General features: G+C 68.5%; 15 protein-coding genes. 6 read left to right on the forward strand and 9 right to left on the reverse strand.

The features are described from left to right. Nucleotides 1–68: 68 nt before the first annotated feature. Together NSQ78_RS17920 and waaA are read right to left on the reverse strand one after the other, a co-directional pair. Nucleotides 69–1,313 (reverse strand): hypothetical protein, encoded by a 1,245-nt coding sequence (locus tag NSQ78_RS17920; RefSeq protein WP_064239155.1) that lies wholly within the window; start codon nucleotides 1,311–1,313, stop codon nucleotides 69–71. A 223-nt stretch (nucleotides 1,314–1,536) separates the two neighbouring features. After that, nucleotides 1,537–2,835, reverse strand: coding sequence for a lipid IV(A) 3-deoxy-D-manno-octulosonic acid transferase (waaA, locus tag NSQ78_RS17925; RefSeq protein WP_049469960.1), 1,299 nt, complete (start codon nucleotides 2,833–2,835; stop codon nucleotides 1,537–1,539). Between the two features lie 60 nt (nucleotides 2,836–2,895). Between waaA and NSQ78_RS17930 the strand changes: the two genes are divergently transcribed. Continuing rightward, the gene (locus NSQ78_RS17930) at nucleotides 2,896–3,813 is read left to right on the forward strand and encodes an LpxL/LpxP family Kdo(2)-lipid IV(A) lauroyl/palmitoleoyl acyltransferase (protein WP_049469961.1); all 918 of its coding nucleotides are present in this window, start codon (nucleotides 2,896–2,898) and stop codon (nucleotides 3,811–3,813) included. A 74-nt stretch (nucleotides 3,814–3,887) separates the two neighbouring features. Here the strand turns inward: NSQ78_RS17930 and NSQ78_RS17935 are convergent, their stop codons facing one another. From NSQ78_RS17935 to NSQ78_RS17950, 4 genes are all read right to left on the reverse strand, one after another. Continuing rightward, nucleotides 3,888–4,337: a transposase gene (locus tag NSQ78_RS17935; protein WP_064239156.1), complete on the reverse strand. Its 450-nt coding sequence runs from the start codon at nucleotides 4,335–4,337 to the stop codon at nucleotides 3,888–3,890. Nucleotides 4,338–4,487: 150 nt separating this feature from the next. Beyond that, nucleotides 4,488–5,819 (reverse strand): O-antigen ligase family protein, encoded by a 1,332-nt coding sequence (locus NSQ78_RS17940; protein ID WP_064239157.1) that lies wholly within the window; start codon nucleotides 5,817–5,819, stop codon nucleotides 4,488–4,490. Next, on the reverse strand, nucleotides 5,800–6,915 hold the full coding sequence (locus tag NSQ78_RS17945) for a glycosyltransferase (protein ID WP_149901785.1): 1,116 nt from the start codon (nucleotides 6,913–6,915) through the stop codon (nucleotides 5,800–5,802). Before NSQ78_RS17945 ends, NSQ78_RS17940 begins: the two co-directional genes overlap by 20 nt. A gap of 15 nt (nucleotides 6,916–6,930) precedes the next feature. After that, nucleotides 6,931–7,128 carry a zinc-finger domain-containing protein gene (locus NSQ78_RS17950; RefSeq protein WP_005410967.1) on the reverse strand — a complete coding sequence of 66 codons (198 nt, stop codon included), beginning with the start codon at nucleotides 7,126–7,128 and terminating at the stop codon, nucleotides 6,931–6,933. 418 nt (nucleotides 7,129–7,546) lie between these two features. Here NSQ78_RS17950 and NSQ78_RS17955 point away from each other — a divergent pair, with 418 nt between their 5' ends. Both NSQ78_RS17955 and NSQ78_RS17960 read left to right on the forward strand, forming a co-directional pair. Beyond that, nucleotides 7,547–10,891: a GH92 family glycosyl hydrolase gene (locus NSQ78_RS17955; protein ID WP_064239159.1), complete on the forward strand. Its 3,345-nt coding sequence runs from the start codon at nucleotides 7,547–7,549 to the stop codon at nucleotides 10,889–10,891. After that, complete coding sequence (locus NSQ78_RS17960; protein ID WP_064239160.1) at nucleotides 10,888–11,631, forward strand: basic secretory protein-like protein; 744 nt, start codon at nucleotides 10,888–10,890, stop codon at nucleotides 11,629–11,631. The genes NSQ78_RS17955 and NSQ78_RS17960 overlap by 4 nt, the downstream gene beginning before the upstream one ends. Before the next feature lie 422 nt (nucleotides 11,632–12,053). On the opposite strand, the gene NSQ78_RS17965 is transcribed toward NSQ78_RS17960, so the two are convergent. Beyond that, a complete protein-coding gene (locus tag NSQ78_RS17965; protein WP_049469974.1) occupies nucleotides 12,054–14,345 on the reverse strand; it encodes an NADP-dependent malic enzyme in 2,292 nt (763 codons plus the stop codon). Between the two features lie 229 nt (nucleotides 14,346–14,574). Then, nucleotides 14,575–15,918: a dicarboxylate/amino acid:cation symporter gene (locus tag NSQ78_RS17970; protein WP_006468434.1), complete on the reverse strand. Its 1,344-nt coding sequence runs from the start codon at nucleotides 15,916–15,918 to the stop codon at nucleotides 14,575–14,577. Between the two features lie 331 nt (nucleotides 15,919–16,249). On the opposite strand from NSQ78_RS17970, the gene NSQ78_RS17975 reads away from it, so the two are divergent. From NSQ78_RS17975 to NSQ78_RS17985, 3 genes are all read left to right on the forward strand, one after another. Further along, nucleotides 16,250–17,419 (forward strand): porin, encoded by a 1,170-nt coding sequence (locus NSQ78_RS17975; RefSeq protein WP_049469977.1) that lies wholly within the window; start codon nucleotides 16,250–16,252, stop codon nucleotides 17,417–17,419. Between the two features lie 66 nt (nucleotides 17,420–17,485). Continuing rightward, nucleotides 17,486–20,134, forward strand: a complete 2,649-nt coding sequence (locus tag NSQ78_RS17980) for a PAS-domain containing protein (protein ID WP_064239161.1) — start codon at nucleotides 17,486–17,488, stop codon at nucleotides 20,132–20,134. A gap of 431 nt (nucleotides 20,135–20,565) precedes the next feature. Then, nucleotides 20,566–20,832, forward strand: coding sequence for a hypothetical protein (locus NSQ78_RS17985; RefSeq protein WP_141098713.1), 267 nt, complete (start codon nucleotides 20,566–20,568; stop codon nucleotides 20,830–20,832). A 90-nt stretch (nucleotides 20,833–20,922) separates the two neighbouring features. Here NSQ78_RS17985 and NSQ78_RS17990 read toward each other — a convergent pair whose 3' ends face one another. After that, a complete protein-coding gene (locus NSQ78_RS17990) occupies nucleotides 20,923–21,579 on the reverse strand; it encodes a response regulator transcription factor (RefSeq protein WP_049469997.1) in 657 nt (218 codons plus the stop codon). Nucleotides 21,580–21,600: the final 21 nt, after the last annotated feature.

A 21,600-nucleotide genomic window follows, 5' to 3' on the forward strand; every position in this document is an offset into this window, starting at 1 on the left:
CCGCGAGGGTGGCTTTTTTGTGGGCATGCTTCCGTGCGCGCCCAGCCGCGGCAGGGTCCCGGCGGCGGTCAGAGCGGCCACGCCCGCAGGCGTTCCAGCGCTGCAAGCAGGCACAGCGCGACCGCCAGCGGCGCCAGCAACGGCATCAGCAGCCCGCGCGCGGCTGCATCCTGCCGCGCTCCGGTCCGTGGCCGCAGTACCGCCAGGCACAGGGCCGCCATCACCAGCAGGGTTGCGCTGCCCGGCAGCGCCGGCAGGCTGCCCGGGGGCAGCCACAGCGCCAGCATCACCACCAGCAACCCGATCGCCACCGTGACCGGGCCCGCGCCCGGACGTCCTGCCGCGGCCGGCAGGCGTGGCCACAACGACGTCGCCAGCCGCACGGCCAGCATCAGCAGCACCAGCAGCAGCGCCGCCAGTCCCGCCGCACCGCCCAGGGGCAGCAACGGCTGCATCCATTGCAGCTGCGGATGCACCTGCAACGCCACCGACAGTGGCCGGGAGCTGGCCAATGCGGAAAATTCGACCAGCCCGGCCTGCAGTGCCGCGAGCACGATCAACAGCAGCATCGCCAGCAACGAGACCAGCGCCAGCAACGCCGGCTGCCAGGCCGCACCCTGCCGGCGCAGCGCAGGAAAGCCCAGGGCCAGGCCGACGCTGGCAAATATCCCCAGCAGCGGCACCGCAGCCGCCAGCACCCCGCCCAGCCCGAACCGATACGGGGCGGTTGCCGGTGGCAGCCAGGGAATCCAGTGCGCGTAGTGCACGTGGCGTGCCGCCAGGGCCAGCAGCAGCAACCCCACGCCGATCTTCACCGTCAGCAGGGCGCACACCACCAGGGCCACGCGCCGGGGCGGCAGCAGCGCCAGTGCAGCCAGCAGCAGGCCCACGCCTGCCGCCGCCAGCGTCGGCAGCGGATCGCAGGCCTGCAGGCCTGCCGCAGCCAGCGCCGCATGCGCGTGGAGGACCATCGATTGGGTCACCCCCGCCGTGGTCGCCACCAGTTCCAGCAGCAAGGCCAGGCCGAGCACGCCTGCCACGCGGGAGCCCCAGCTGGCGGCCAGCAAGCCGTGCAGGCCCCCGGCCGCCGGCCACCGCACTACCAGCTCCTGCAGGCAGCACAGCACCAGGCCTGCCCCCAATGCAGCCAGCACCAGGCTCAGCACGATGGCCGGGCCCGCCTGTGCGGCCGTGTGCTGGCCCACCAGCGCGATCACGCTGCCCCCCACCAGCAGCGTCAGCGCCACCACCGCCAGATGGTCCATTCCCAGCCGGGCCCCACCGGTGCCGTCCCTGCCGCTGTCGCCGTCCATCGCAAGTTCCCTTGATATCCGCCCAAGCGCGGTCGACAGCAGGCTGGCAGCCTGCGTCGCCCTGCGGAATCGGAATCGGTGCCGTGCGCGCTGCGTTGTGATCGCAGGCACGCTGTCATCAGCGGGGTCGGTCCGGCAGCGACAGAAAAATCGTCGCTAAGCAGAATTGATGAAGTTGATCACGACAATGGCTTGCAGCGGCGCCGACGCCGCTGCGCCGGGATCACCCGCGCGGCGGCGGCAGGTGCGGCGCGACCAGGGCCAGCGTGCGCTGCAGCGCGCCCCGGCCATTGCTGACCAGCGTGCAGCCCGCGCGAGCCATGTCTTCGCGCGCCTGCGCATCGTCGAGCAGGTGCTGCAGCAGATCGCCCACCGCCTGCGCGTCCTCGCCGATCAGCAGCGCGCCAGCCTCGCGCATGCGCCGGGAGATTTCCGCGAAGTTGTGCAGGTGTGGGCCCGTCACCGCCGCCGTTCCCATCGCCGCGGGCTCCAGCAGGTTGTGGCCACCGATGGCCTGCAGGCTGCCGCCCACAAAGGCGACCTGCGCGCAGGCATAGAACGGCATCAGCTCGCCGAGCGTATCGATGACGAACACGTCGGTGGCCGCGTGCGGCCACTGGTCCACGCGGCGGGTCGCCACGCGCCAGCCCTGTTCGCGTGCCAGCGCTTCCACCTTGGGGAACCGCTCGGGATGGCGCGGCGCCCACAGCAGCAGCAGGTCCGGATGCTGCGCGCGCAGGCGGCGGTGCAGGTCGATCACCGCCTGCTCCTCGCCATCGTGGGTACTGGCGGCGATCCACACCGGGCGTGCGGCCGGTACCCGCGCATGGAACTGTTCGACGAAGCCCTGCACGTCCGGCGTGGCGATGTCGAACTTCAGGTTGCCCAGGGCCTGCACCTGGCGGGGCTCGGCCCCCAGCTGCACGAAGCGCTCGGCATCGTCCTGCGACTGCGCGGCCACGCAGGTGACGGTGCGCAGCGCACGGCGGATCAGTGCCGCCAGCAGCCGGTAGCCACGCAGCGAGCGGGCGGACAGGCGGGCATTGAGGATGTAGACCGGAATGCCGCGGTCGCGGCAGCCGAACAGCATGTTCGGCCACAGTTCGGTTTCCAGGATCAGCGCCAGGCTGGGCTGGAAATGGCCGAGGAAGCGGTTGACGCTGCCCGGCACGTCGTATGGCAGGTAGACGTGGTCCAGCGCGTCGCCCCACAGCGCGCGCACGCGCTCGGAGCCGGTCGGGGTGATGGTGGTGATGACCCAGCGGATGTCCGGGCGCTGCTGGCGCAGTGCGTTGACCAGCGGTGCGGCGGCATTGACCTCGCCCACCGAGACCGCGTGCAGCCACACCCGCGGCTGGCCGGTCGGCTGCGGATAGGAGGCATAGCGTTCGTCCCAGCGCCGGAAGTACTCACGGACCCGGAAGCCGCGCCAGACCAGGTGGTACACGGTGATCGGCAGCAGGATGTAGAGCACGACCGAGTACAGGCCGCGCAGGATCCACTCGACAGGGTCTTTGCGCATGCGGCAAGGATACGGGAGCCCCCCGGGAAAGACACGCGGCGGCCTTGGTAGAATGCCGCAATGTCCGATGCCACCACCGCCGTCCGCCCGTCGCTGCGCGATCCGCGCAACTGGCCGATGTTCGCCGCCATGTTCGGCGCCTTCGCCATCGCCCGCCTGCCGTGGCTGCTGCAGCGCGCGCTGGGCCGGGGCGTCGGCTGGATCACCTGGCGCCTGCTCGGCAGCCGCCGCCGCGCCGCCGAGGTCAACCTGCAGCTGTGCTTCCCCGAGAAGGACGAAGCGTGGCGCCAGCGCCTGGTGCGCGACAGTTTCGACGCGCTGGGCGTGGGCGTGTTCGAGTGCATCCGTGCCTGGTGGGGCAGCATCGACCGCATCCGCCCGCAGGTGCGGATCGAAGGCCTGGAACACCTGCGGCAGATGCAGGCCGAGGGCCGCGGCGTGCTGCTGGTGTCCGGCCACTTCATGACCCTGGAGATGTGCGGACGCCTGCTGTGCGACTACGTCGATCTTTCCGGCATGTACCGCAAGCACAAGAACCCGGTGTACGAGTGGGCGGTGAAGTTCGGCCGCCTGCGCTATGCCAAGGCGATGTTCGCCAACGAGGACATCCGCGCGACCGTGCGCCACCTGAAGAAAGGCGGCTTCCTGTGGTACGCGCCAGACCAGGACATGCGGGGCAAGGACACCGTGTTCGTGCCGTTCTTCGGCCACACCGCTTCAACCATCACCGCCACCCATCAGCTGGCACGCATGACCGGCTGTGCGGTGATTCCGTACTTCCACCGCCGCGAAGGCGGAAAGTACTTCCTGAAGATCGGCGCACCGCTGGAGAACTTCCCCAGCGAGGATGTGGAGGCCGATACCACCCGGGTCAACCAGGCCATCGAAGCGATGGTGCGCGAGGCTCCCGACCAGTACCTGTGGATCCACCGCCGCTTCAAGCGCCAGCCCGGCGGCCGGAGTGATTTCTACAAATAACGGTGGGGCGGGATGGTTTCATGTGCAGCTTGATCCACGCCATGCGTGGAGGCTCTGCATCCGGGTGCCGGCACCTACAACGGCCAACGGCACCATGCGTGCGGGTACTCACCCAACGTGCTGGCCAGGCCCGCACGGACCGGATTGGCCAGGATGTACATCGCCTTCTCGTGAAGGGATTCATCGCTGCGTACGGCGTGGTCGTGGTAACCGTGCTGCCACAGCGGCCCTTGTCGCTCCAATCGCCGGTTCAACAGACGGTTGCTGCGTGATTTGAGCAGGGCCATGCACTCGGCCAGGGCTCCTCCGCGCAGCTCCATCAGCCAGTGCAGATGGTCGGGCATGACCACCCAGGCCAGGCTGTGGCTGAAGCTCTTGCGCTCTACGAAGCGCAGTGTGTCGATAAGGATCGCCACGTTTGCCGCATCGGCGAACAACGGTTCGCGGCCGAGGGTTGCTGTGGTCAATGAGTACACGTTGCCGGATCGGGAATACCGACCGTAGCGAAGTCTGGGGCTGGCCATGCCTCCAGCGTGCGATACGCAGGGAAACACCGTTAGTGGTGGTTGACCGGTAGTTGCGTCGGGAAAGCGCCATCCACGCATGGCGTGGATCTACCCAAGCATGCTCCGTTCGGTACGGGCAGTCGCGCCACGCCATGCGTGGATAGACGATCACACCACCGTCGGCGTGTCGTCCGCGTCCCGCGCCAGCAGGCTGCCGGCAAACAACGCAGCCAGCAGCACGGTCAGCCCCCCCCAGAACGCGGAGTAGAACGCCAGGTGCGTATTGAGCGGGAACACCGTCACCGCCAGCGCCAGCATCGCCGGCCGGGCGCGGTCGCGCGCGGCTGCCGGAGCGTACCGCCAGGCCCGCCAGGCCTGCGCCACCGCCGCCAGCCACAGCAGCAGGCCCAGCACGCCGGTCTCGGCAAGGATTTCCAGCACGATCTGGTGGGCGTGCAATGCCGGTTGATGGCCCCACACTGCCGGGCCATCCTCGGCGACGCACGCCGGATATGCATCGCGGAAGCCACGCGCACCGACGCCGTTGACCGGATGTTCCTCGATCATGCACACGGCCGCCTTCCAGATGCGGGCACGCCCCGAGAGTGCCTGGTCGACGCCCTGCCCATCTTCGTTCCAGGCCTGCGCCGTACGCGCAACCCGTTCGCGCAGCTGCGGCGCGCCCGCGGCCAGCGCGGCAGCGCCCAGCGCCGCCAGCACGGCCAGCAGCAGCAGCCGCTTCCCGCCGAACTGGCGCACGCCGCTGTAGGCCAGCACCAGCACAAAGGTGATCCACGAGGCACGCGAACCGGCCAGCAGCAGCACGCACCCCAGTGCGGCGGCAGCCAGCAGCCAACCCGCATTGCCAAACCGCCGTGCCATCGGCAGCAGCAGGAACGGTGACAGGCTGGCCAGCACCTGGCCGAACTTCAGGTTGCACGGCCCGAGCGCGCCACTGAGGCGGTCGGCCAGCGCGGCTTCGTCGGCCGGGCACAGCGCGTGGCCACTCACGGCCAGCTTCAGGTGTTCCAGCGACCAGAACCAGGGGCTGGTGCCGGCCAGCGCCTGCACCAGCGCGTCCAGCGTCCACGCGCCGGTGATCAGCGCCAGCCCGCCAAAGGTCAGCCGCCGCCGCTCCGGTGTGGCCACTGCGATCGCCACCAGCCACATGAAGGGCAGGTAGCGCAGGCCAGCGGCGGCCTTGGTCCACGAGGCGGAAGGATCAATGGCGTCGAAGGCTGAGAACGCCTGCGGCAGCCAGTAGCCGAGGAACAGGATCGAGGTCAGCGCCCAGGCTGCCGTGCTCAACAGGTGCGGGCGGCGCTGCAGCCGGCGCATGACCATGCGCGCGGCAGCGTACAGCGCGCCCAGTCCGAGCACGGTTTCGGCGATGCCCGGCAACGGCCACATCGCCACGTACGCGAGCACCCACCAGGGTGCCCAGCGCCCGGCGCGGTCGTCGCGCACCAGGACGGAAGGGTCAGCCGGCGAGGTCGGCATAGAGGCGGAGCGTATCGCGCTGCATGGCCTGCAGGGTAAACGGGATACGGGTCGGCAAGGACGGCGGCTGCGCCAGCAGGGCCAGCGCACGTTCACCCAGTGCGCGCGCGTCGCCGTGCGGTACCGCACCGCTGGGCTGCAGCTGCTGCAGCAGTTCGCCGACGCCGCCGTGGTTCCAGCCCAGCACCGGGCGGCCGACAGACAGCGCCTCGACCACGGTGCGGCCAAACGCTTCCGGTTTGTCCGACAGTTGCAGCACCAGATCGCTGGCGGCGTAGGCCTGGGCGATACGTGCGGTTGGCGTGCTGATGTGCAGCGCCTCGGTTACGCCCAGGGCCGCAGCCTGGCGGCGCAGGTCGGCCACGTAGGCCTCGCGCCCGGGTTCGTCGGTGCCCAGCATCCACAGCTGGGCAGGCACGCCGGCGGCACGCACATCGGCCAGCAGCTGCAACGCGTGGGCGTGGCCCTTCAGCCGGGTGCCGCGCCCCGGCAGCAGCAGCAGCGGGCCGTGCACCTGCGCCAGCCAGGGGTAATCGGCCGCCAGGGCCAGCCGCGGGCGGCGGTCGGCGCGCGCCACGCGCGGGAACTGGCCGACATCCACACCCCGCGGTATGACCTGCAGGTTGTCTTCCGGCACCGTCGGGTAGTGGCGCTGCACGTAGGCGCGCACGGTATTGGACACGCAGATCACGCGTTCGCCGCTGGTCATCACCGCGCTGTAGCGGCTGGGCGAATTCAACCCGTGCACGGTGGTCACCCAATGCGGGCGCTGCGCGGCAGGCAGCGCACGGATCGCATAAAGGCCCAGCCACGCCGGCAGCCGCGATCGGGCATGCACGATATCCGCGCCGACCTCGGCAAACAGCCGACGCAGGGTCGGCAGATGGCGCAGGGTCAGGAGCGACTTGCGGCCAATGTCCAGGGTGAGGTGCTCGGCACCGCTGTCCAGCAGCGGCTGCACCAGGCGGCCGCCGGCAGACACCACCAGCGCACGATGGCCTGCGGCGACCAGGGCCGCAGCGATTTCCAGGGTCGAGCGCTCGACACCGCCGGAGTGCAGCGCCGGCAGCAACTGCACCACGGTCAATCGGCGCATCGAAAGGGCCGCCGTTTAGTCGGCCAGCACGAACACGGAACCGCAGTAGGGGCACTGCGCTTCGCCGTTGGGTTCGTCTTCGATCGGCAGGTACACCCGCGGATGCGAGTTCCACAGCGCCATTTCCGGGGTCGGGCAGCTCAGCGGCAGATCGCTGCGGTGCACGGTGTAGCGCTTCTCGGCGTTGGCGGGCGCGGTGGCGGTATGGCTCATGGCGGATGTCGATGAACGGGTTGCGAGGCCTGTGATTCTAGCATCTGGGCCGCGCCGACATTGCGCCGCAACGGGCCATTGCGCGCGGCGGGCGGTCCTTCGCAGCGCTCCCTGCGCGCCGGGCCGCTGTACCCGCTCGATTCACACGGGGGTTGCGGCAGGTTCGCCGGCCAGAATCGGTCCCGACGATATTTCCCGCATTTGGATCGAACTAAATGGCACTTGTCAGCGCGCGGCGGCTGTTGCAGGATCGGCCCAGGTCACCACCGACCTGCTCACTCCGACCCGATCGCATGGCCCGCCCCCACCGGACCGGCATCGCCTCTTCCACTGCCATCCTGGCGGGCGGAGCGATGCTGCCCGTGGTGTCCGCCGATGCGGGTGCTACCCGCCGCCAGCCCTTCCGGGAGACCCTTGCATGACCCTGTCCGATCCACGCCGCGCCCTGCTTCCGCTCGCCCTGGCCCTGGCCTGTGCGACCACTGCGATGCCGGTGCTGGCACAGGGGCTGCAGACCTCGTTCGAACCGGGCGAACCGGCCCCGACACAAGCCGCCGGCGCACTGCAGGTCGCGATCGGCAATGGGCCGGCCGCGCCCTACACCGCCAAGCGCAACGCCGGCTACAGCGGCCTGCATGCGCTGCACTACAGCAGCGAGGGCGGCAGCGCGCGGCGCGAACTGTTCAGGACCGACCTGCCGATCGAGGCCGATACCACGCTGTCGTGGCTGGTGCTGCCGGAAATCGTCGGCGGCGACAGCGTGGCCTCGACGTATGTCTCGCTGGACCTGCTGCTGGACGACGGCAGCCGCGTATCGGCCGGTGCAGCGCGCGACCAGCATGGCGTGGCGATCGGCGCGCGTGCGCAGGGCGAGTCGAAGACGCTGTACCCGCAGCAGTGGGCACGCAGGGCGGTGCGGCTGGGCGAGGTGCCCGCACTGAAAGGCCGCCGCGTGGTGGCGATCGAGCTGGAGGTGGCCAGTGCCGAAGGTGCACCGGTCTCCGGCTGGATCGACGACGTACGCCTGGACGCAGTGCCGAGGCAGCAGCCACAGCGCGTCTCCGACTGGGTGCTGACCACCCGCGGCACCCAGGCCAATGGCACGTTCTCGCGCGGCAACAATTTCCCGGCCACGGCGGTGCCGCACGGGTTCAACTTCTGGACCCCGGTGACCGACGCCGGCGCGTTGAACTGGCTGTACCGCTGGAACGAGCAGAACGATGCACAGAACCGCCCGCAGCTGCAGGCGCTTGCGCTGAGCCACCAGCCCAGCCCGTGGATGGGCGACCGCCAGACCTTCCAGGTGATGCCTTCGGCCAGCCGTGGCGTGCCGGACGCCGACCGCCGCAAGCGCGCGCTGTCGTTCGACCGCCGCCATGAAAGCGCGCGCCCGTATCGCTATGACGTGCGCTTCGACAATGGCATCGCTGCTGCCATCGCGCCGACCGATCATGCCGCGCTGTTCCGTTTCGAGTTTCCCGAGGGTGGCGATGCCAACCTGCTGTTCGACAATGTCGATGCGCGCGGTGGCCTGAGCCTGGACCCGGCGACGCAGACCCTCAGCGGCTACACCGATACGCGCAGCGGCCTGTCCAACGGCGCCAGCCGCATGTACGTGGTGGCCAGCTTCGACAGGCCCTGGCGCAGCAGCGGTCGCATCGACACCGGGCGCCCGACCGGCTACATCAAGTTCGATGCCGGTAGCGACCGGCGGGTGACGATGCGCATCGCCACCTCGCTGATCTCGGTGGAGCAGGCGCGGCACAACCTGGCGCTGGAAATCGCTTCAACCGACACGCTGGAGAGCGTGGCCGGACGCGCGCAGGATGCGTGGGACGCACGCCTGGCCCGCTTCGACATCGGCGATGCCAGCGACGACCAGAAGACCACGCTGTACTCCAGCCTGTACCGGCTGTACCTGTATCCCAATTCCGGGCATGAGAACGCCGGCAGCGCGGCCGCGCCGGACTGGCGTTACGCCAACCAGGCCAGCGCCAGCGACGACAACACCGAGGGTAGCGCGAACCGCAGCTTCACCGGCGTGCGCGATGGCAAGGTGTTCGTCAACAACGGCTTCTGGGACACCTTCCGCACCACCTGGCCGGCGTATGCCCTGTTCACGCCCGACGATGCCGGGCAGATGGTGCAGGGCTTCATCGAGCAGTACCGCGCCGGCGGCTGGATCGCGCGCTGGTCGTCGCCGGGCTACGCCGACCTGATGGTCGGCACCAGCTCGGACGTGGCCTTCGCCGATGCCTGGCTGAAGGGCATCGGTGGCTTCGATCCGGCCGAGGCCTACGCCGCCGCGCTGAAGAACGCGACCGTGGTCCCGCCCGATCGCCATGTCGGCCGCAAGGGCATGGATCGTTCGACCTTCCGTGGCTACGCCAGCGCGGACGTGCACGAAGGCATGTCGTGGACGATGGAAGGCGCGCTCAATGACTTCGGTATCGCCAACATGGCCGATGCGCTGGCCAGGCGCGTGGCCACGCCGGCCGCACGCGAGCGCTACCGCACCGAGGCTGAGTACTTCCGCTATCGCGCCGCCAGCTACGCGACGATGTTCGATCCGGCCGCCGGCTTCTTCCAGGGCCGCAACGCCGATGGCCGGTGGCGCGTGGACGCCAAGGACTACGACCCGCGCGTGTGGGGCCATGACTACACCGAATCCAACGGCTGGACCTTCGCCTTCACCGCCGCCCACGATGGCGAAGGCCTGGCCGCGCTGTACGGTGGCCGCGACAAGCTGGCGGCGAAGCTGGATACCTTCTTTGCCACGCCGGAAACCGCCGACCCCGCGTTCGCCGGGTCCTACGGCGGCACCATCCATGAGATGACCGAAGCGCGCGATGTGCGCATGGGCATGTACGCGCACAGCAACCAGCCGGCGCACCACATCCCGTGGATGTACCTGTACGCCGGGCAGCCATGGAAGACCCAGCAGCACGTGCGCGAGATCCTGTCGCGGCTGTACGTCGGCAGCGAGATCGGCCAGGGCTACCCGGGCGACGAGGACAACGGCGAGACCTCGGCGTGGTACGTGCTGGCGTCGCTGGGCCTGTACCCGCTGCGCATGGGCGCCCCGGAGTACGTGATCGGATCGCCGGCCTTCCGCCACGCGCGGGTGGAGCTGCAGGGCGGCGCGGTGCTGACCGTGAACGCGGCCAACAACTCGCGCGAGAACGTCTACGTGCAGTCACTGAAGATCAACGGCACGCCGTGGACGAAGACCTGGGTGCCGCACGAGCTGATCGCCAAGGGCGCAACGCTGGACTTCGAGATGGGCCCGCAACCGTCGCGCTGGGGCAGCGGCGCCGATGACGTGCCGCGCTCGTTGACCGCGCGCGGCCAGCGCCCGCAACTGCTGCACGACCTGCTCGGCAGCGGCGCGAAGGCGGCGTTGGCCGATGGCCGCGCGCTGCCGGCGCTGGTCGATGACGATGCGGCCACCAGCGTGGGCCTGGGTGGCGGCGCAACGATCACGCTGACCGGCCTGGGCGACGGCACGCCGACGATGTACACCCTCACCAGCGGTGACGGCCGCATCCAGGGCGGTGAATGGACGCTGGAAGCGCGCAACGGCAACGGCCGCTGGACCGTGCTCGACCAGCGCAGCGGCGAAGCCTTCGAGTCTGCCCGCCAGACCCGTCCGTTCCGCATCGCCCGGCCAGGCCGCTACGATGCGTACCGGCTGCGCCTGGCCGCCCCCGGCCGGCTGCCGCTGGCGGAGATCGAACTGTTGGCACCCAGCGCCGTACAATGAACCCCATGCGCTACCGTCTGTTGCCCCTGGCCCTTGTTGCCCTTTCCTTCCCCAGCTTCGGCCAGACCCAGGCCTTCGACGCGCAGCTGACCCGCGACGGCGTCACGCTGAACTACCAGGACGCCCGGGGTGCCCTGGTCGCGCCGCAGCGCAAGCGGATCATCGATACGTTCTACTTCGCCTACCTGCGCGAACGTGCGGACTTCCACCCGGCCGCGCCGGCGATGGTGCGCATCGTGATCGATCCGGCCTACACCGGCATCGCCTTCGTCGGTGACAAGGACCAGGCGGCGACGATCACCATCAACCCCGGCTGGTTGGCGCAGCACCCCAACGACATCGACCTGGTCACCCATGAAGCCATGCACATCGTGCAGGGTTACCCGGGCTATGGCGATGCGCGGGTGCCGGGCTGGCTGGTGGAAGGCATCGCCGACTACGCGCGCGACCGCTACGGCATGGACAACGCCGCTGCCGGATGGGCACTGCCGGGCAAGGTCGAGAAAGGGCAGAACTTCGACAGCGGCTACCGGGTCACCGGCGCGTTCCTGAAGTGGGCCGACGCCGAATACCCGGGCCTGGTGCTGGCACTGGACACGGCCCTGCGCGACGGTCGCTATGCACCGGCACTGTGGCAGAAGCACACCGGCAAGGCGCTGCCGGCGCTGTGGGCGCAGTACGCCAAGCCGCGTTCGGATCCACCGCCGCCGGCGCCTGCACGCCGCGGCAAGCGGCGCTGACGCCGACGTACCACCCACTACCCGGGCCTTGCCCCGGGCCGTCGTCTACGCCTCAGCGCGACTGCACGAAACCGGCGTACAGCGCGAACAGCTGCTGGAAGTACCGCCGCGTCAGTCGATTGCGCATGACACCCTCGCCCATGAGAAGTTGGTCGGGCCCAGGGTGGGAAGGCCGGTCCGGTCCCTTCCCACGGCCGGGCCGCGTGGGCGTATTGGGCCGCAACGGCGTTGCAGGGAAATGACCGGGCGGCGTAGCGCGTGTGGCACAGACCGGGGTAGAGCCGGCCGCTGGCCGGCTGCCGTCGCGTGCCTGGACATCATTGCGGTTGCCGGCCAGCGGCCGGCACTACCCGTGTCCGCTTTGCGCAAACAGAAACGCGCCCCGTAGGGCGCGTTTCTGCAGATCGAACCGGAAAGAAGGCTTATGCCTTCTTTTCCGCTTCCAGCTGCTTCCTGATCTGCGCATCGACTGCGGCAATCGCGGTCATGTTCAGGATCCGGCGCGAGGTCGCGCTGGTGGTCAGGATGTGCACCGGCTTGTTCACGCCCATCAGGATCGGGCCGATCGCCACGCCATCGGTGAACACGCGCACCAGGTTGTAGGCGATGTTGGCCGCTTCCAGGTTCGGCAGCACGAACAGGTTGGCGCGGCCCTGCAGGGTCGAGCCCGGCAGCAGCTTCTGGCGCAGCGCTTCATCCCACGCGGTGTCACCCTGCATTTCGCCATCCACGTTCAGACGCGGGTTGCGCTTGAGCAGCAGCTCACGCACCTGGCGCATCTTCAGCGCATCCTTCGAATCATGGCTGCCGAAGTTGGAGTGCGACAGCAGCGCCACCTTCGGCTCGATGCCGAACAGCTTCATGCGGTAGGCCGCCTGCAGGGTCGCTTCGCACAGCTGCTCGGCGGTGGGGTCTTCCTGCACGTGGGTATCGACGAAGAAGAACACGCCCTGCTGGTTGATCACGCCGGTCATCGCCGAGGTCGAGGTGACCTTCGGCTCCAGCGGCAACACGCTGCGCACGTAGCCCAGCTTCTTGTGGAAGCGGCCGACGATGCCGGTCAGCATCGCATCGGCTTCGCCACGGGCGACCATCACTGCGGCGATCAGGGTCGGGCGCGAACGCATCAGGTTCTTCGCCGCGGCCACGGTCACGCCGCGGCGGCCGGTCAGGCCGTGGTAGTACTGCCAGTATTCGTTGAAACGCGGGTCATCGTTGATGTTGGTGACTTCAACGTTCTCGCCGATCTTCAGGCGCAGGCCGAGGCGCTCGATGCGCGACTCGATCACTTCCGGGCGGCCGATCAGGATCGGATGCGCCAGGCCGTCATCGACCACGTTCTGCACCGCCTGCAGCACCACTTCCTCTTCGCCTTCGGCGTACACCACGCGCTGCTTGTCGCTGCGCGCGCGGTCGTAGACCGGCTTCATCATCAGGCTGGTGCGGTAGACGAACTGGGCCAGCTTGTCGCGGTAGGCGCCCATGTCGTCGATCGGGCGCGAGGCCACGCCCGAGTCCATCGCGGCCTGGGCCACGGCGGCCGACAGTTCCACCAGCAGGCGGCGGTCGAACGGGCGCGGGATCAGGTATTCACGGCCGAAGCTCGGCGTCTCGCCACCGTAGGCCGAGCCCATGTCGGTGGCGGCACGGCGGGCCAGCGCGGCGATGGCACGCACGCAAGCGATCTTCATTTCCTCGTTGATCGCGGTGGCGCCCACGTCCAGCGCGCCACGGAACAGGTACGGGAAGCACAGCACGTTGTTGACCTGGTTCGGGTAATCCGAACGGCCAGTGCCGATGATCGCGTCCGGACGCGCGGCGCGCGCCACCTCCGGCATGATTTCCGGGGTCGGGTTGGCCAGGGCGAAGATCACCGGGTCCGGCGCCATGGTCTTGACCATCTCGGCGGTCAGGATGCCCGGCGCCGACAGGCCGAGGAAGATGTCCGCGCCGTCGACGATCTCGGCCAGGGTGCGCTTGTCGGTGTCACGCGCATAGCGCTGCTTTTCCGGGTCCAGGTCGGTACGGCCGGTGTGGATCACGCCCTCGCGATCGAAGGCCAGGATGTTCTCCGGCTTCAGGCCCAGCTGCACCAGCATGTTCACGCAGGAAATGCCGGCCGCGCCCATGCCCGTGGTCGCCAGCTTCACTTCCTCGATCTTCTTGCCGGTGATCGCCATCGCGTTGAGCACCGCCGCGCCGACGATGATCGCCGTGCCGTGCTGGTCGTCATGGAACACCGGGATCTTCATGCGCTCGCGCAGCTTGCGCTCGACCACGAAGCACTCCGGCGCCTTGATGTCTTCCAGGTTGATGCCGCCGAAGGTCGGCTCCAGCGAGGCGATGATGTCGACCAGCTTGTCCGGGTCGGTTTCATCCACTTCGATGTCGAACACATCGATGCCGGCGAACTTCTGGAACAGCACGCCCTTGCCTTCCATCACCGGCTTGCCGGCCAGCGCGCCGATGTTGCCCAGGCCCAGCACCGCGGTGCCGTTGGAGATCACCGCCACCAGGTTGCCGCGGGCGGTCAGCTCGCTGGCCTGCTGCGGGTCGGCCTTGATCGCTTCACAGGCATACGCCACGCCCGGCGAATACGCCAGCGACAGGTCGCGCTGGGTCAGCATGGGCTTGGTAGCGGAAACCTTGATCTTTCCCGGCGGGGACATCCGGTGGTAATCGAGGGCGGCCTGTTTGAAATCTTCGTTGGACATCGATGTGGGTTACATGAATGGGCAGAAGGGACAGGGGATCATACCCCCGTTGGAGCGTCTGGACCTGTCGCTATCCTGTCGCAACCATGCTGCGACCGCACAATTCCGTGCCGTATGCGACCGGAGCCCAGACCAGCATCGGCGCTGCCCATGACAGCCATGGGACGCCCTGAAACGCCGCGGGGCCGCCCCACTGTCGTGGCCGGCCCCGCGGTACCACACACCTGGATCAGCCCTTGGCCGGCAGCGCCTCGGGCAGTGCATCGACCGGCGGCGGCAGCTCGCTTTCGCGGCCATCCAGCGCCAGCTGCAGGCGGTTGCGGTCCAGCGCGCCTTCCCAGCGCGAGACCACCACGGTGGCCACGGCATTGCCGATGAAGTTGGTGAGCGAGCGGCATTCGCTCATGAAGCGGTCCACGCCCAGGATCAGCGCCATGCCGGCCACCGGCACTTCCGGCACCACCGCCAGGGTGGCGGCCAGGGTGATGAAGCCGGCACCGGTGACGCCGGCCGCGCCCTTGGAGCTGAGCATGGCGACCAGCAGCAGGGCGATCTGGTGGCCCAGGGTCAGTTCGGTATTGGTGGCCTGGGCGATGAACAGCGCCGCCAGGGTCATGTAGATGTTGGTACCGTCCAGGTTGAACGAGTAACCGGTCGGCACCACCAGGCCCACCACCGACTTGCTGCAGCCGGCGCGTTCCATTTTCTCCATCAGCGACGGCAGCGCCGACTCCGAGGAGGAGGTGCCCAGCACCAGCAGCAATTCGGCCTTCAGGTAACGGGCCAGCTTGAACACCGAGAATCCGCACAGGCGGCAGACCAGGCCCAGGATCACCGCCACGAACAGGAACGCGGTGAGGTAGAACGAGCCCACCAGCCAGGCCAGGTTGATCAGCGAACCGACGCCGTACTTGCCGATGGTGAAGGCGATCGCACCGAAGGCGCCGATCGGGGCCGCCTTCATCAGGATGTGCACCAGCTTGAACACCGGGGCGACCAGCGCCTCCAGGAAGTTGAGCACCGGCTTGCCCTTCTCGCCCACCATCGCCAGCGCGATGCCGAACAGCACGGCCACGAACAGCACCTGCAGGATGTTGCCGTCGACGAAGGCGCTGAGCAGCGTCTTCGGGATGATGTCCATCAGGAACCCGACCAGGGTCAGGTCGTGCGACTTCTCGACGTAGCTGTGCACCGCGGTCTGGTCCAGCTCGGCCGGGTTGATGTTCATGCCGGCGCCGGGCTGCACCACGTGCGCCACGATCATGCCGACGATCAGCGCCAGCGTGGAGAAGAACAGGAAGTACGCCATCGCCTTGGCGAACACCCGGCCCACCGTGCGCAGGTGGGTCATGCTGGCGATGCCGGTGACGATGGTGAGGAAGATCACCGGCGCGATGATCATTTTCACCAGGTTGATGAAGGCATCGCCCAGCGGCTTCATCTTTTCGCCGATCAGCGGTTCGTAATGGCCGAGGATGGCGCCCAGGACGATCGCCACGATCACCTGGAAGTACAGCTGGCGATAGATCGGCAACGGCTTTGCAGGCGCCGGGGCTGCGGTCGGGATGTGCATGGCGGACTCCGGAAGGGGCGTTTTCAGGCACGTACGGCCCCGGGACTGCACGGGAACCGTTACCGTGGAAACTGATCGCAGCGCCTGCACGGCACGCGCAACGCTGAGACCAATGGACGCCTTTGTACGCGCCGGGCACGCCAGCGCAGATAACCTATTGGTACTAGCCCCCCGGTTCAGGTGGCACGGGTGCCTACACTGGCGCCGCACCGCCCGATCCCGGGGAGCCTGGTGGCCCGGGCTGAACCGCTGGGCATGTCTTTGCGAAAGTTCCGGCCCTCGCGGCCGTTGATGTCCTGTCCACCTGCAATCCGAGAGAGCCGCACCCAACATGCGCCCGAATCCCACCCTGCTGGCCCTGTCGCTGGCCGCCCTTCCCGCCTTCGCCTCCGCTGCCGACTTCGACAACTGGCCGACCAAGTACACCTTCGGCGATGGCACCGAGCTGGCGGCCACCGCCAACATCGCCTACGACTACAACGACTTCTCCTCGGCCAGTGGCCTGGAAGACGACGATGCCGTGCGCCGCAAGGAATTCGGCGCGACGCTGAAAAAGAAGGGCGTCTACGACGCGATGGTGTACTACGACTTCCAGGCCGACACCTGGCTGGACGTGTTCGTGCGCTTCGAAAGCAAGGCCTTGTTCGGCCGTGACGTCGGCCGCTTCCGCTTCGGCTACATGAAGACCCCGGTTGGCCTGGATGCGAACACCTCCTCGCGTGCCGGCAGCTTCCTGGAGACCTCGCTGCCGGTGCAGGCCTTCTACGAAGGCCGCCGTACCGGTGTGGAGTGGGTGCTGGAACGGCCGCAGTACCTGCTGCAGGCCGGCGCCTATGGTGGCAAGGACCTGCAGGGCGACAATCCCGGCACGACCCAGGCCGTGCGTGCGGTGTGGACGCCGGTCAAGGCACCGGGTGATGTGATCCACCTGGGCCTGGCCTACTCGCAGGAAAACCCGCGTGGCTACAGCGATGGCCGCGACGTGCACCATGAGGCCAGCGCGCGCCTGCGTGCGCGCCCGGAAGCCGGCCTGACCGACATCCGCTACGTCGACTCCGGCGCGCTGGTCACCGCCGACCAGATCCGCCGCACCGGCCTGGAAGGCATCTGGATCCGTGGCCCGTTCTCGCTGCAGGCCGAAGCGCTGCGCGCCACGGTCACCCGCCATGACGGCAAGCCGGACTACACCGGCAGCGGCCAGTACGCGATGGCCAGCTGGGTGCTGACCGGCGAGTCGCGCCCGTACAACGCTGGCGCGGTGGCCAACATCAAGCCGGCGCACAACTACGGCGCGGTCGAACTGCTGGCCCGATACAGCCGTCTCGACCTGGACGATGGCAGCATCCTCGGCGGCCGCCAGCACGACCTGACGCTGGGCGCGAACTGGTACCTGACCAGCCACTTCAAGTTCCAGGCCAACTACGTGAAGGTCGACGCCAGCCGTCGTGGCGTGCACAGCACGCCGGAGATCTTCGAACTGCGCGCGCAGATGCACTTCTGACCCCTTCCACGTCAGACCCCGGCGGGCGTGCACTCCACGCCCGCCGGCCCTGCGTAGACTGCCGCCATGTACTGGCTCAGACGCCACCGGATGCTGCTGCTGACCCTGCTGGTGATGGTCGGTGGCACCCTGCTGTGCGCGATTGCAGCCGGCCACTATGCGTGGCGCCAGGCGCTGGCCAGTGAAAGCGCCCAGGTGCAGCGCCAGCTGCAGCTGTATGGCCAGGGCCTGCAACAGCGCATCGACCGTTTCGGCACCCTGCCGCAGGTGCTCGCGCTGGATCCGGACCTGCTGCAGGCGCTGCGCGTGCCCCCTTCCCCCGCCGAACGGCAGCGGCTGAACCTCAAGCTGCAGCGCGCCAACGAAGTCACCCGCACGTCCACACTGACCCTGGTCGGCCACGACGGCGTGGCGGTGGCCGCCAGCAACTGGGACCAGCCGACCAGCAACGTTGGCGAGAACTACAGCTACCGGCCCTATTACCGCCTGGCCCTGGCCCAGGGCCGTGGACGCTTCTACGGCATCGGCATGACCACCGGCGTGCCCGGCTACTACCTGTCCCAGGCGATCGAGGAAGGCGGCAAGCGGCTCGGGGTGGTGGTGATCAAGGTCGAACTGTCCGCACTGGAGCAGGAATGGTTGAGCAGTCCGGACGTGGTGCTGGCCAGCGACGACCACGACGTGGTCTTCCTCGCCAACCGTGACAACTGGCGCTACCGGCTGCTGCGCCCGCTCGGGGACATCGAGCGCCGCGAAATGCTCGACAGCCGCCAGTACGCCGATCGATCACTGCAACCGCTGCGCGCGCGCACCGAAGACCTGCTGGCCGACGGCGGACGCATGGTGCGGCTGCTGGACCCGGCGCTGGCGCAGCCCATGCTGTGGCAGACCCTGCCGCTGCCCGTCGAAGGCTGGAACCTGCACCTGCTGCACGATGCAGGGGCGGCCAGCGGTGCAGGACGCGATGCCGCGCTGGCCGGCGGCGCAGCCTGGCTTGCGCTGGGCTTCCTGACGCTGTTCGTGCAGCAGCGACGGCGCCTGGCCAAGCATCGCCTGCGCAGCCGCCGCGAGCTGGAAACCCTGCTCAAGCAACATGCACAGGAACTGCGCACCGCGCAGGACGGCCTGCTGCAGGCGGCCACCGAGGCCGACAGCGGCCTCAGCCGCAGCCTCGAGCACCTGCCGCAGGGCGTGGTGGTGATCGACCGGGAACTGCGCCTGGTCGCGTGGAACTCGCGCTATCTGGAACTGTTCCGGTTCCCGCCGGAGCTGGTGCGGGTCGGCCGCCCGATCGAGGAACTGTTCCGCTTCAACGCCCGTCGCGGCCTGCTCGGCCCCGGCCCGGTGGACGAAGCCATCGAGCGCCGCCTGAATCACCTGCGCAGCGGCCGCCCACACATGCGCGAGAGCGAAAAAGACGACGGCACGGTGCTGGAAATCCGTGGCAACCCGCTGCCCGACGGCGGCTTCGTCACCAGCTATGCCGACATCACCAGCTACAAGAACGCCGCGCGTGAACTGCGCTCGCTGGCCGATGCGCTGGAACACCGCATCGCCGAGCGCACCCGCGACCTGGACGAAGCTCGCCGCGAGGCCGAGCAGGCCAACCGCTACAAGACGCGATTCGTCGCCTCGGCCGTGCACGATCTGCTGCAGCCGCTCAATGCAGCGCGCATGTTCGTCTCGGTACTACGCGGCAAGCTGGGCGAGCCGGCGCAGCAGAAGACCGCCGACCATATCGACGCTGCATTGGCCGCGCAGGATGCGATCCTCAACAGCCTGCTGGATATCTCGCGCCTGGAATCAGGATCGCTGCAGGTCCGCGTGCGCGCGTTCGCGATTTCACCGCTGCTGGAAACCCTGGCACGCGAGTTCGGTATCGCTGCTCAGAGCCGCGGCCTGCAACTGGACTGGGTGGACACCCGCGCGGTGGTGGTCAGCGATGAAGCGCTGCTGCGCCGTATCCTGCAGAACTTCCTCTCCAACGCGCTGCGCTACACGCCACGTGGGCGCGTGCTGATCGGCTGCCGTCGCGCAGGCAACCAGCTGCGCATCGAAGTGCACGACCAAGGGCCCGGCATTCCGGAAAGCCTGCAGGGAGAGATCTTCGAAGAGTTCCGTCGCCTGAATGATGGCGTGGAACAGGAACGTGGCGCCGGCCTGGGCCTGGCCATCGTCGAACGCATCGGCCGCCTGCTCGGCCACCGCATCAGCCTGCGCTCGACCCTGGGCAGGGGCAGCGTGTTCGCCGTGAGCGTGGCACTCGGGCGCGCCGACGATGTGGTGGCAACCACCGCAGCGCCGGTCGTGGCGAGCGAACCCGCCGACGACAGCCCGCTGCGCCAATGCCGGGTGTGGAGCATCGACGACGATCCCCACGTCTGTGCAGCGACCCGCGCGTTGCTGGAACGCTGGGGTTGCCAGGTGGAGCTCGCCGACGGCCCGCAGGGCGCCCTGGAAATCGCCAGCGCGTTGAACGTGCCGCAGTTGCTGCTGCTGGACGTGCGCATGGGGCAATGGCACGGGCCGGACCTGTATGAAGCGCTGTGCACGCTGTGGAAGGCACGGCCGCCGGTGATCCTGGTGACCGCCGAGCGTGATGAGGCCCTGAAGGCGCATGCCGCCGAACACGGCTGGGGCTTCCTGCACAAGCCCGTGCGACCGCCTGCGTTGCGGGCCCTGATGACGCAGTTGCTGTTGCGGCATCGGGGATAGGACGACTCCATCGCGCGCGCCGCCGTGCCACGGCGCGAGAGGCGGTGCCCTTCGCAGATTCCCTACTGAACCCCAGACGTCTTCGCACACCATCTCTGGGTGGGAAGGAACGGAATGCCCCGCGTCGATAGGCACGCAAGGGGAGATTCCGAGCAGAGAAAGGGCAGTCTCCTGACTGACCAGCGCCACCGAGGAACGGAAGATTCCCGCATTCGGCTGATCGACAGACCGTACTGAAGACAGCCACAGCCTACGGCCGAGGATTCCGCATGCCCTGCCCTTACCCATCCATCGCGCTCCTCCGAGGCCGCCATCACATCACAGCGCTGCTCTTCTGCCCGTGCTGCGCGGGGTGCATCGCTGACAGACCTTCAGCGCCCGACATCAAACGCCTGTCAGAGGAGGCGGCATCCAGCTCCGAGGTGCAGGACTTGACCCGCCACTATCGGTCAGCACTTGAACGTGCGATGGCTCAGGAAGGTGTACTTGAAGGTTTTTCATGCGGCCTGAGCATCTGCATCGGTCTCGTCCGGAGCGGAAGCCTCGCCGGTCATGAAACATGGAGCCGCAGGTTTGCGTCGGATGCAGCCGCCCCCACCTACAGCTACGCTGACGCGTCTGAGGATTCCAGGATGGGATACGAGAACAGATTCATCTTTTCGACCGATCCGGCACTGCGCGCGATCAGCGGCAACTGACACGCCACATTCCGTTTTCGCCCCGGCGCCGTTGATTCAACCACTCCGAAGGTTCCGGACACCACTGCGGGGCCGTGCGGCCCACCCGGGTCAGCCGTCCATCCCTGCCCGCGCGTCGCCTTCCGGTTCCAGCGCCTTCACCAGCACCGCCGCCTGCGTGCGGCTATGGCATTCGAGTTTCTTCAGGATGGCAGTGACGTGCACCTTCACCGTGTTCTCGGCCAGGCCCAGCTCGTAGGCGATCTGCTTGTTGAGCAGGCCATCGGCCAGGCACAGCAGCACGCGGAACTGCTGCGGGGTCAGCTGGGCCAGGCGGCTGGCCAGCAACGCGTCGGCCTCCGAGCGCTCGGCGGCCATCGCCGGGAACCACAGGCCGCCGTCGAGCACCGCCTGCACGGCCTCGCCGATGGTTTCGGCCGGGGCCGACTTCGGGATGAAACCGGCCGCGCCGAACTGCTGGGCGCGGCGGATTACCCGCGGGTGGTCGTTGGACGAGAGGATCACCACCGGGATGTCAGGATGCGAGCCACGCACGTGCAGCAGCGCGGAAAAGCCATGGGCGCCAGGCATGGTCAGGTCGAGCAGCACCAGGTCCACGTCCGGCTGTGCGTCGAGCGCCTCGGCCAACGCATCGGCACTGGCCACCTCGCGCACCTGCGCCAGCGGCAGGCTCTGCCGCAGTGACTGCACCACCGCCGAACGCAGCAGCGGGTGGTCATCGGCGATCAGGATGGTGTATTCGCTCATGCCGCCATTGTACGGGCAGGT

The sequence above is a fragment of the Stenotrophomonas sp. FSL W7-1447 genome, assembly GCF_037966425.1.
Classification (GTDB): domain Bacteria; phylum Pseudomonadota; class Gammaproteobacteria; order Xanthomonadales; family Xanthomonadaceae; genus Stenotrophomonas; species Stenotrophomonas pavanii.

Bases quoted from the DNA above. Each gene is read 5' to 3' on its own strand.
- NSQ78_RS17920 (WP_064239155.1), bottom strand. From the start codon at position 1,313: ATGGACGGCGACAGCGGCAGGGACGGCACCGGTGGGGCCCGGCTGGGA.
- waaA (WP_049469960.1), bottom strand. From the start codon at position 2,835: ATGCGCAAAGACCCTGTCGAGTGGATCCTGCGCGGCCTGTACTCGGTC.
- NSQ78_RS17930 (WP_049469961.1), top strand. From the start codon at position 2,896: ATGTCCGATGCCACCACCGCCGTCCGCCCGTCGCTGCGCGATCCGCGC.
- NSQ78_RS17935 (WP_064239156.1), bottom strand. From the start codon at position 4,337: ATGGCCAGCCCCAGACTTCGCTACGGTCGGTATTCCCGATCCGGCAAC.
- NSQ78_RS17940 (WP_064239157.1), bottom strand. From the start codon at position 5,819: ATGCCGACCTCGCCGGCTGACCCTTCCGTCCTGGTGCGCGACGACCGC.
- NSQ78_RS17945 (WP_149901785.1), bottom strand. From the start codon at position 6,915: ATGCGCCGATTGACCGTGGTGCAGTTGCTGCCGGCGCTGCACTCCGGC.
- NSQ78_RS17950 (WP_005410967.1), bottom strand. From the start codon at position 7,128: ATGAGCCATACCGCCACCGCGCCCGCCAACGCCGAGAAGCGCTACACC.
- NSQ78_RS17955 (WP_064239159.1), top strand. From the start codon at position 7,547: ATGACCCTGTCCGATCCACGCCGCGCCCTGCTTCCGCTCGCCCTGGCC.
- NSQ78_RS17960 (WP_064239160.1), top strand. From the start codon at position 10,888: ATGAACCCCATGCGCTACCGTCTGTTGCCCCTGGCCCTTGTTGCCCTT.
- NSQ78_RS17965 (WP_049469974.1), bottom strand. From the start codon at position 14,345: ATGTCCAACGAAGATTTCAAACAGGCCGCCCTCGATTACCACCGGATG.
- NSQ78_RS17970 (WP_006468434.1), bottom strand. From the start codon at position 15,918: ATGCACATCCCGACCGCAGCCCCGGCGCCTGCAAAGCCGTTGCCGATC.
- NSQ78_RS17975 (WP_049469977.1), top strand. From the start codon at position 16,250: ATGCGCCCGAATCCCACCCTGCTGGCCCTGTCGCTGGCCGCCCTTCCC.
- NSQ78_RS17980 (WP_064239161.1), top strand. From the start codon at position 17,486: ATGTACTGGCTCAGACGCCACCGGATGCTGCTGCTGACCCTGCTGGTG.
- NSQ78_RS17990 (WP_049469997.1), bottom strand. From the start codon at position 21,579: ATGAGCGAATACACCATCCTGATCGCCGATGACCACCCGCTGCTGCGT.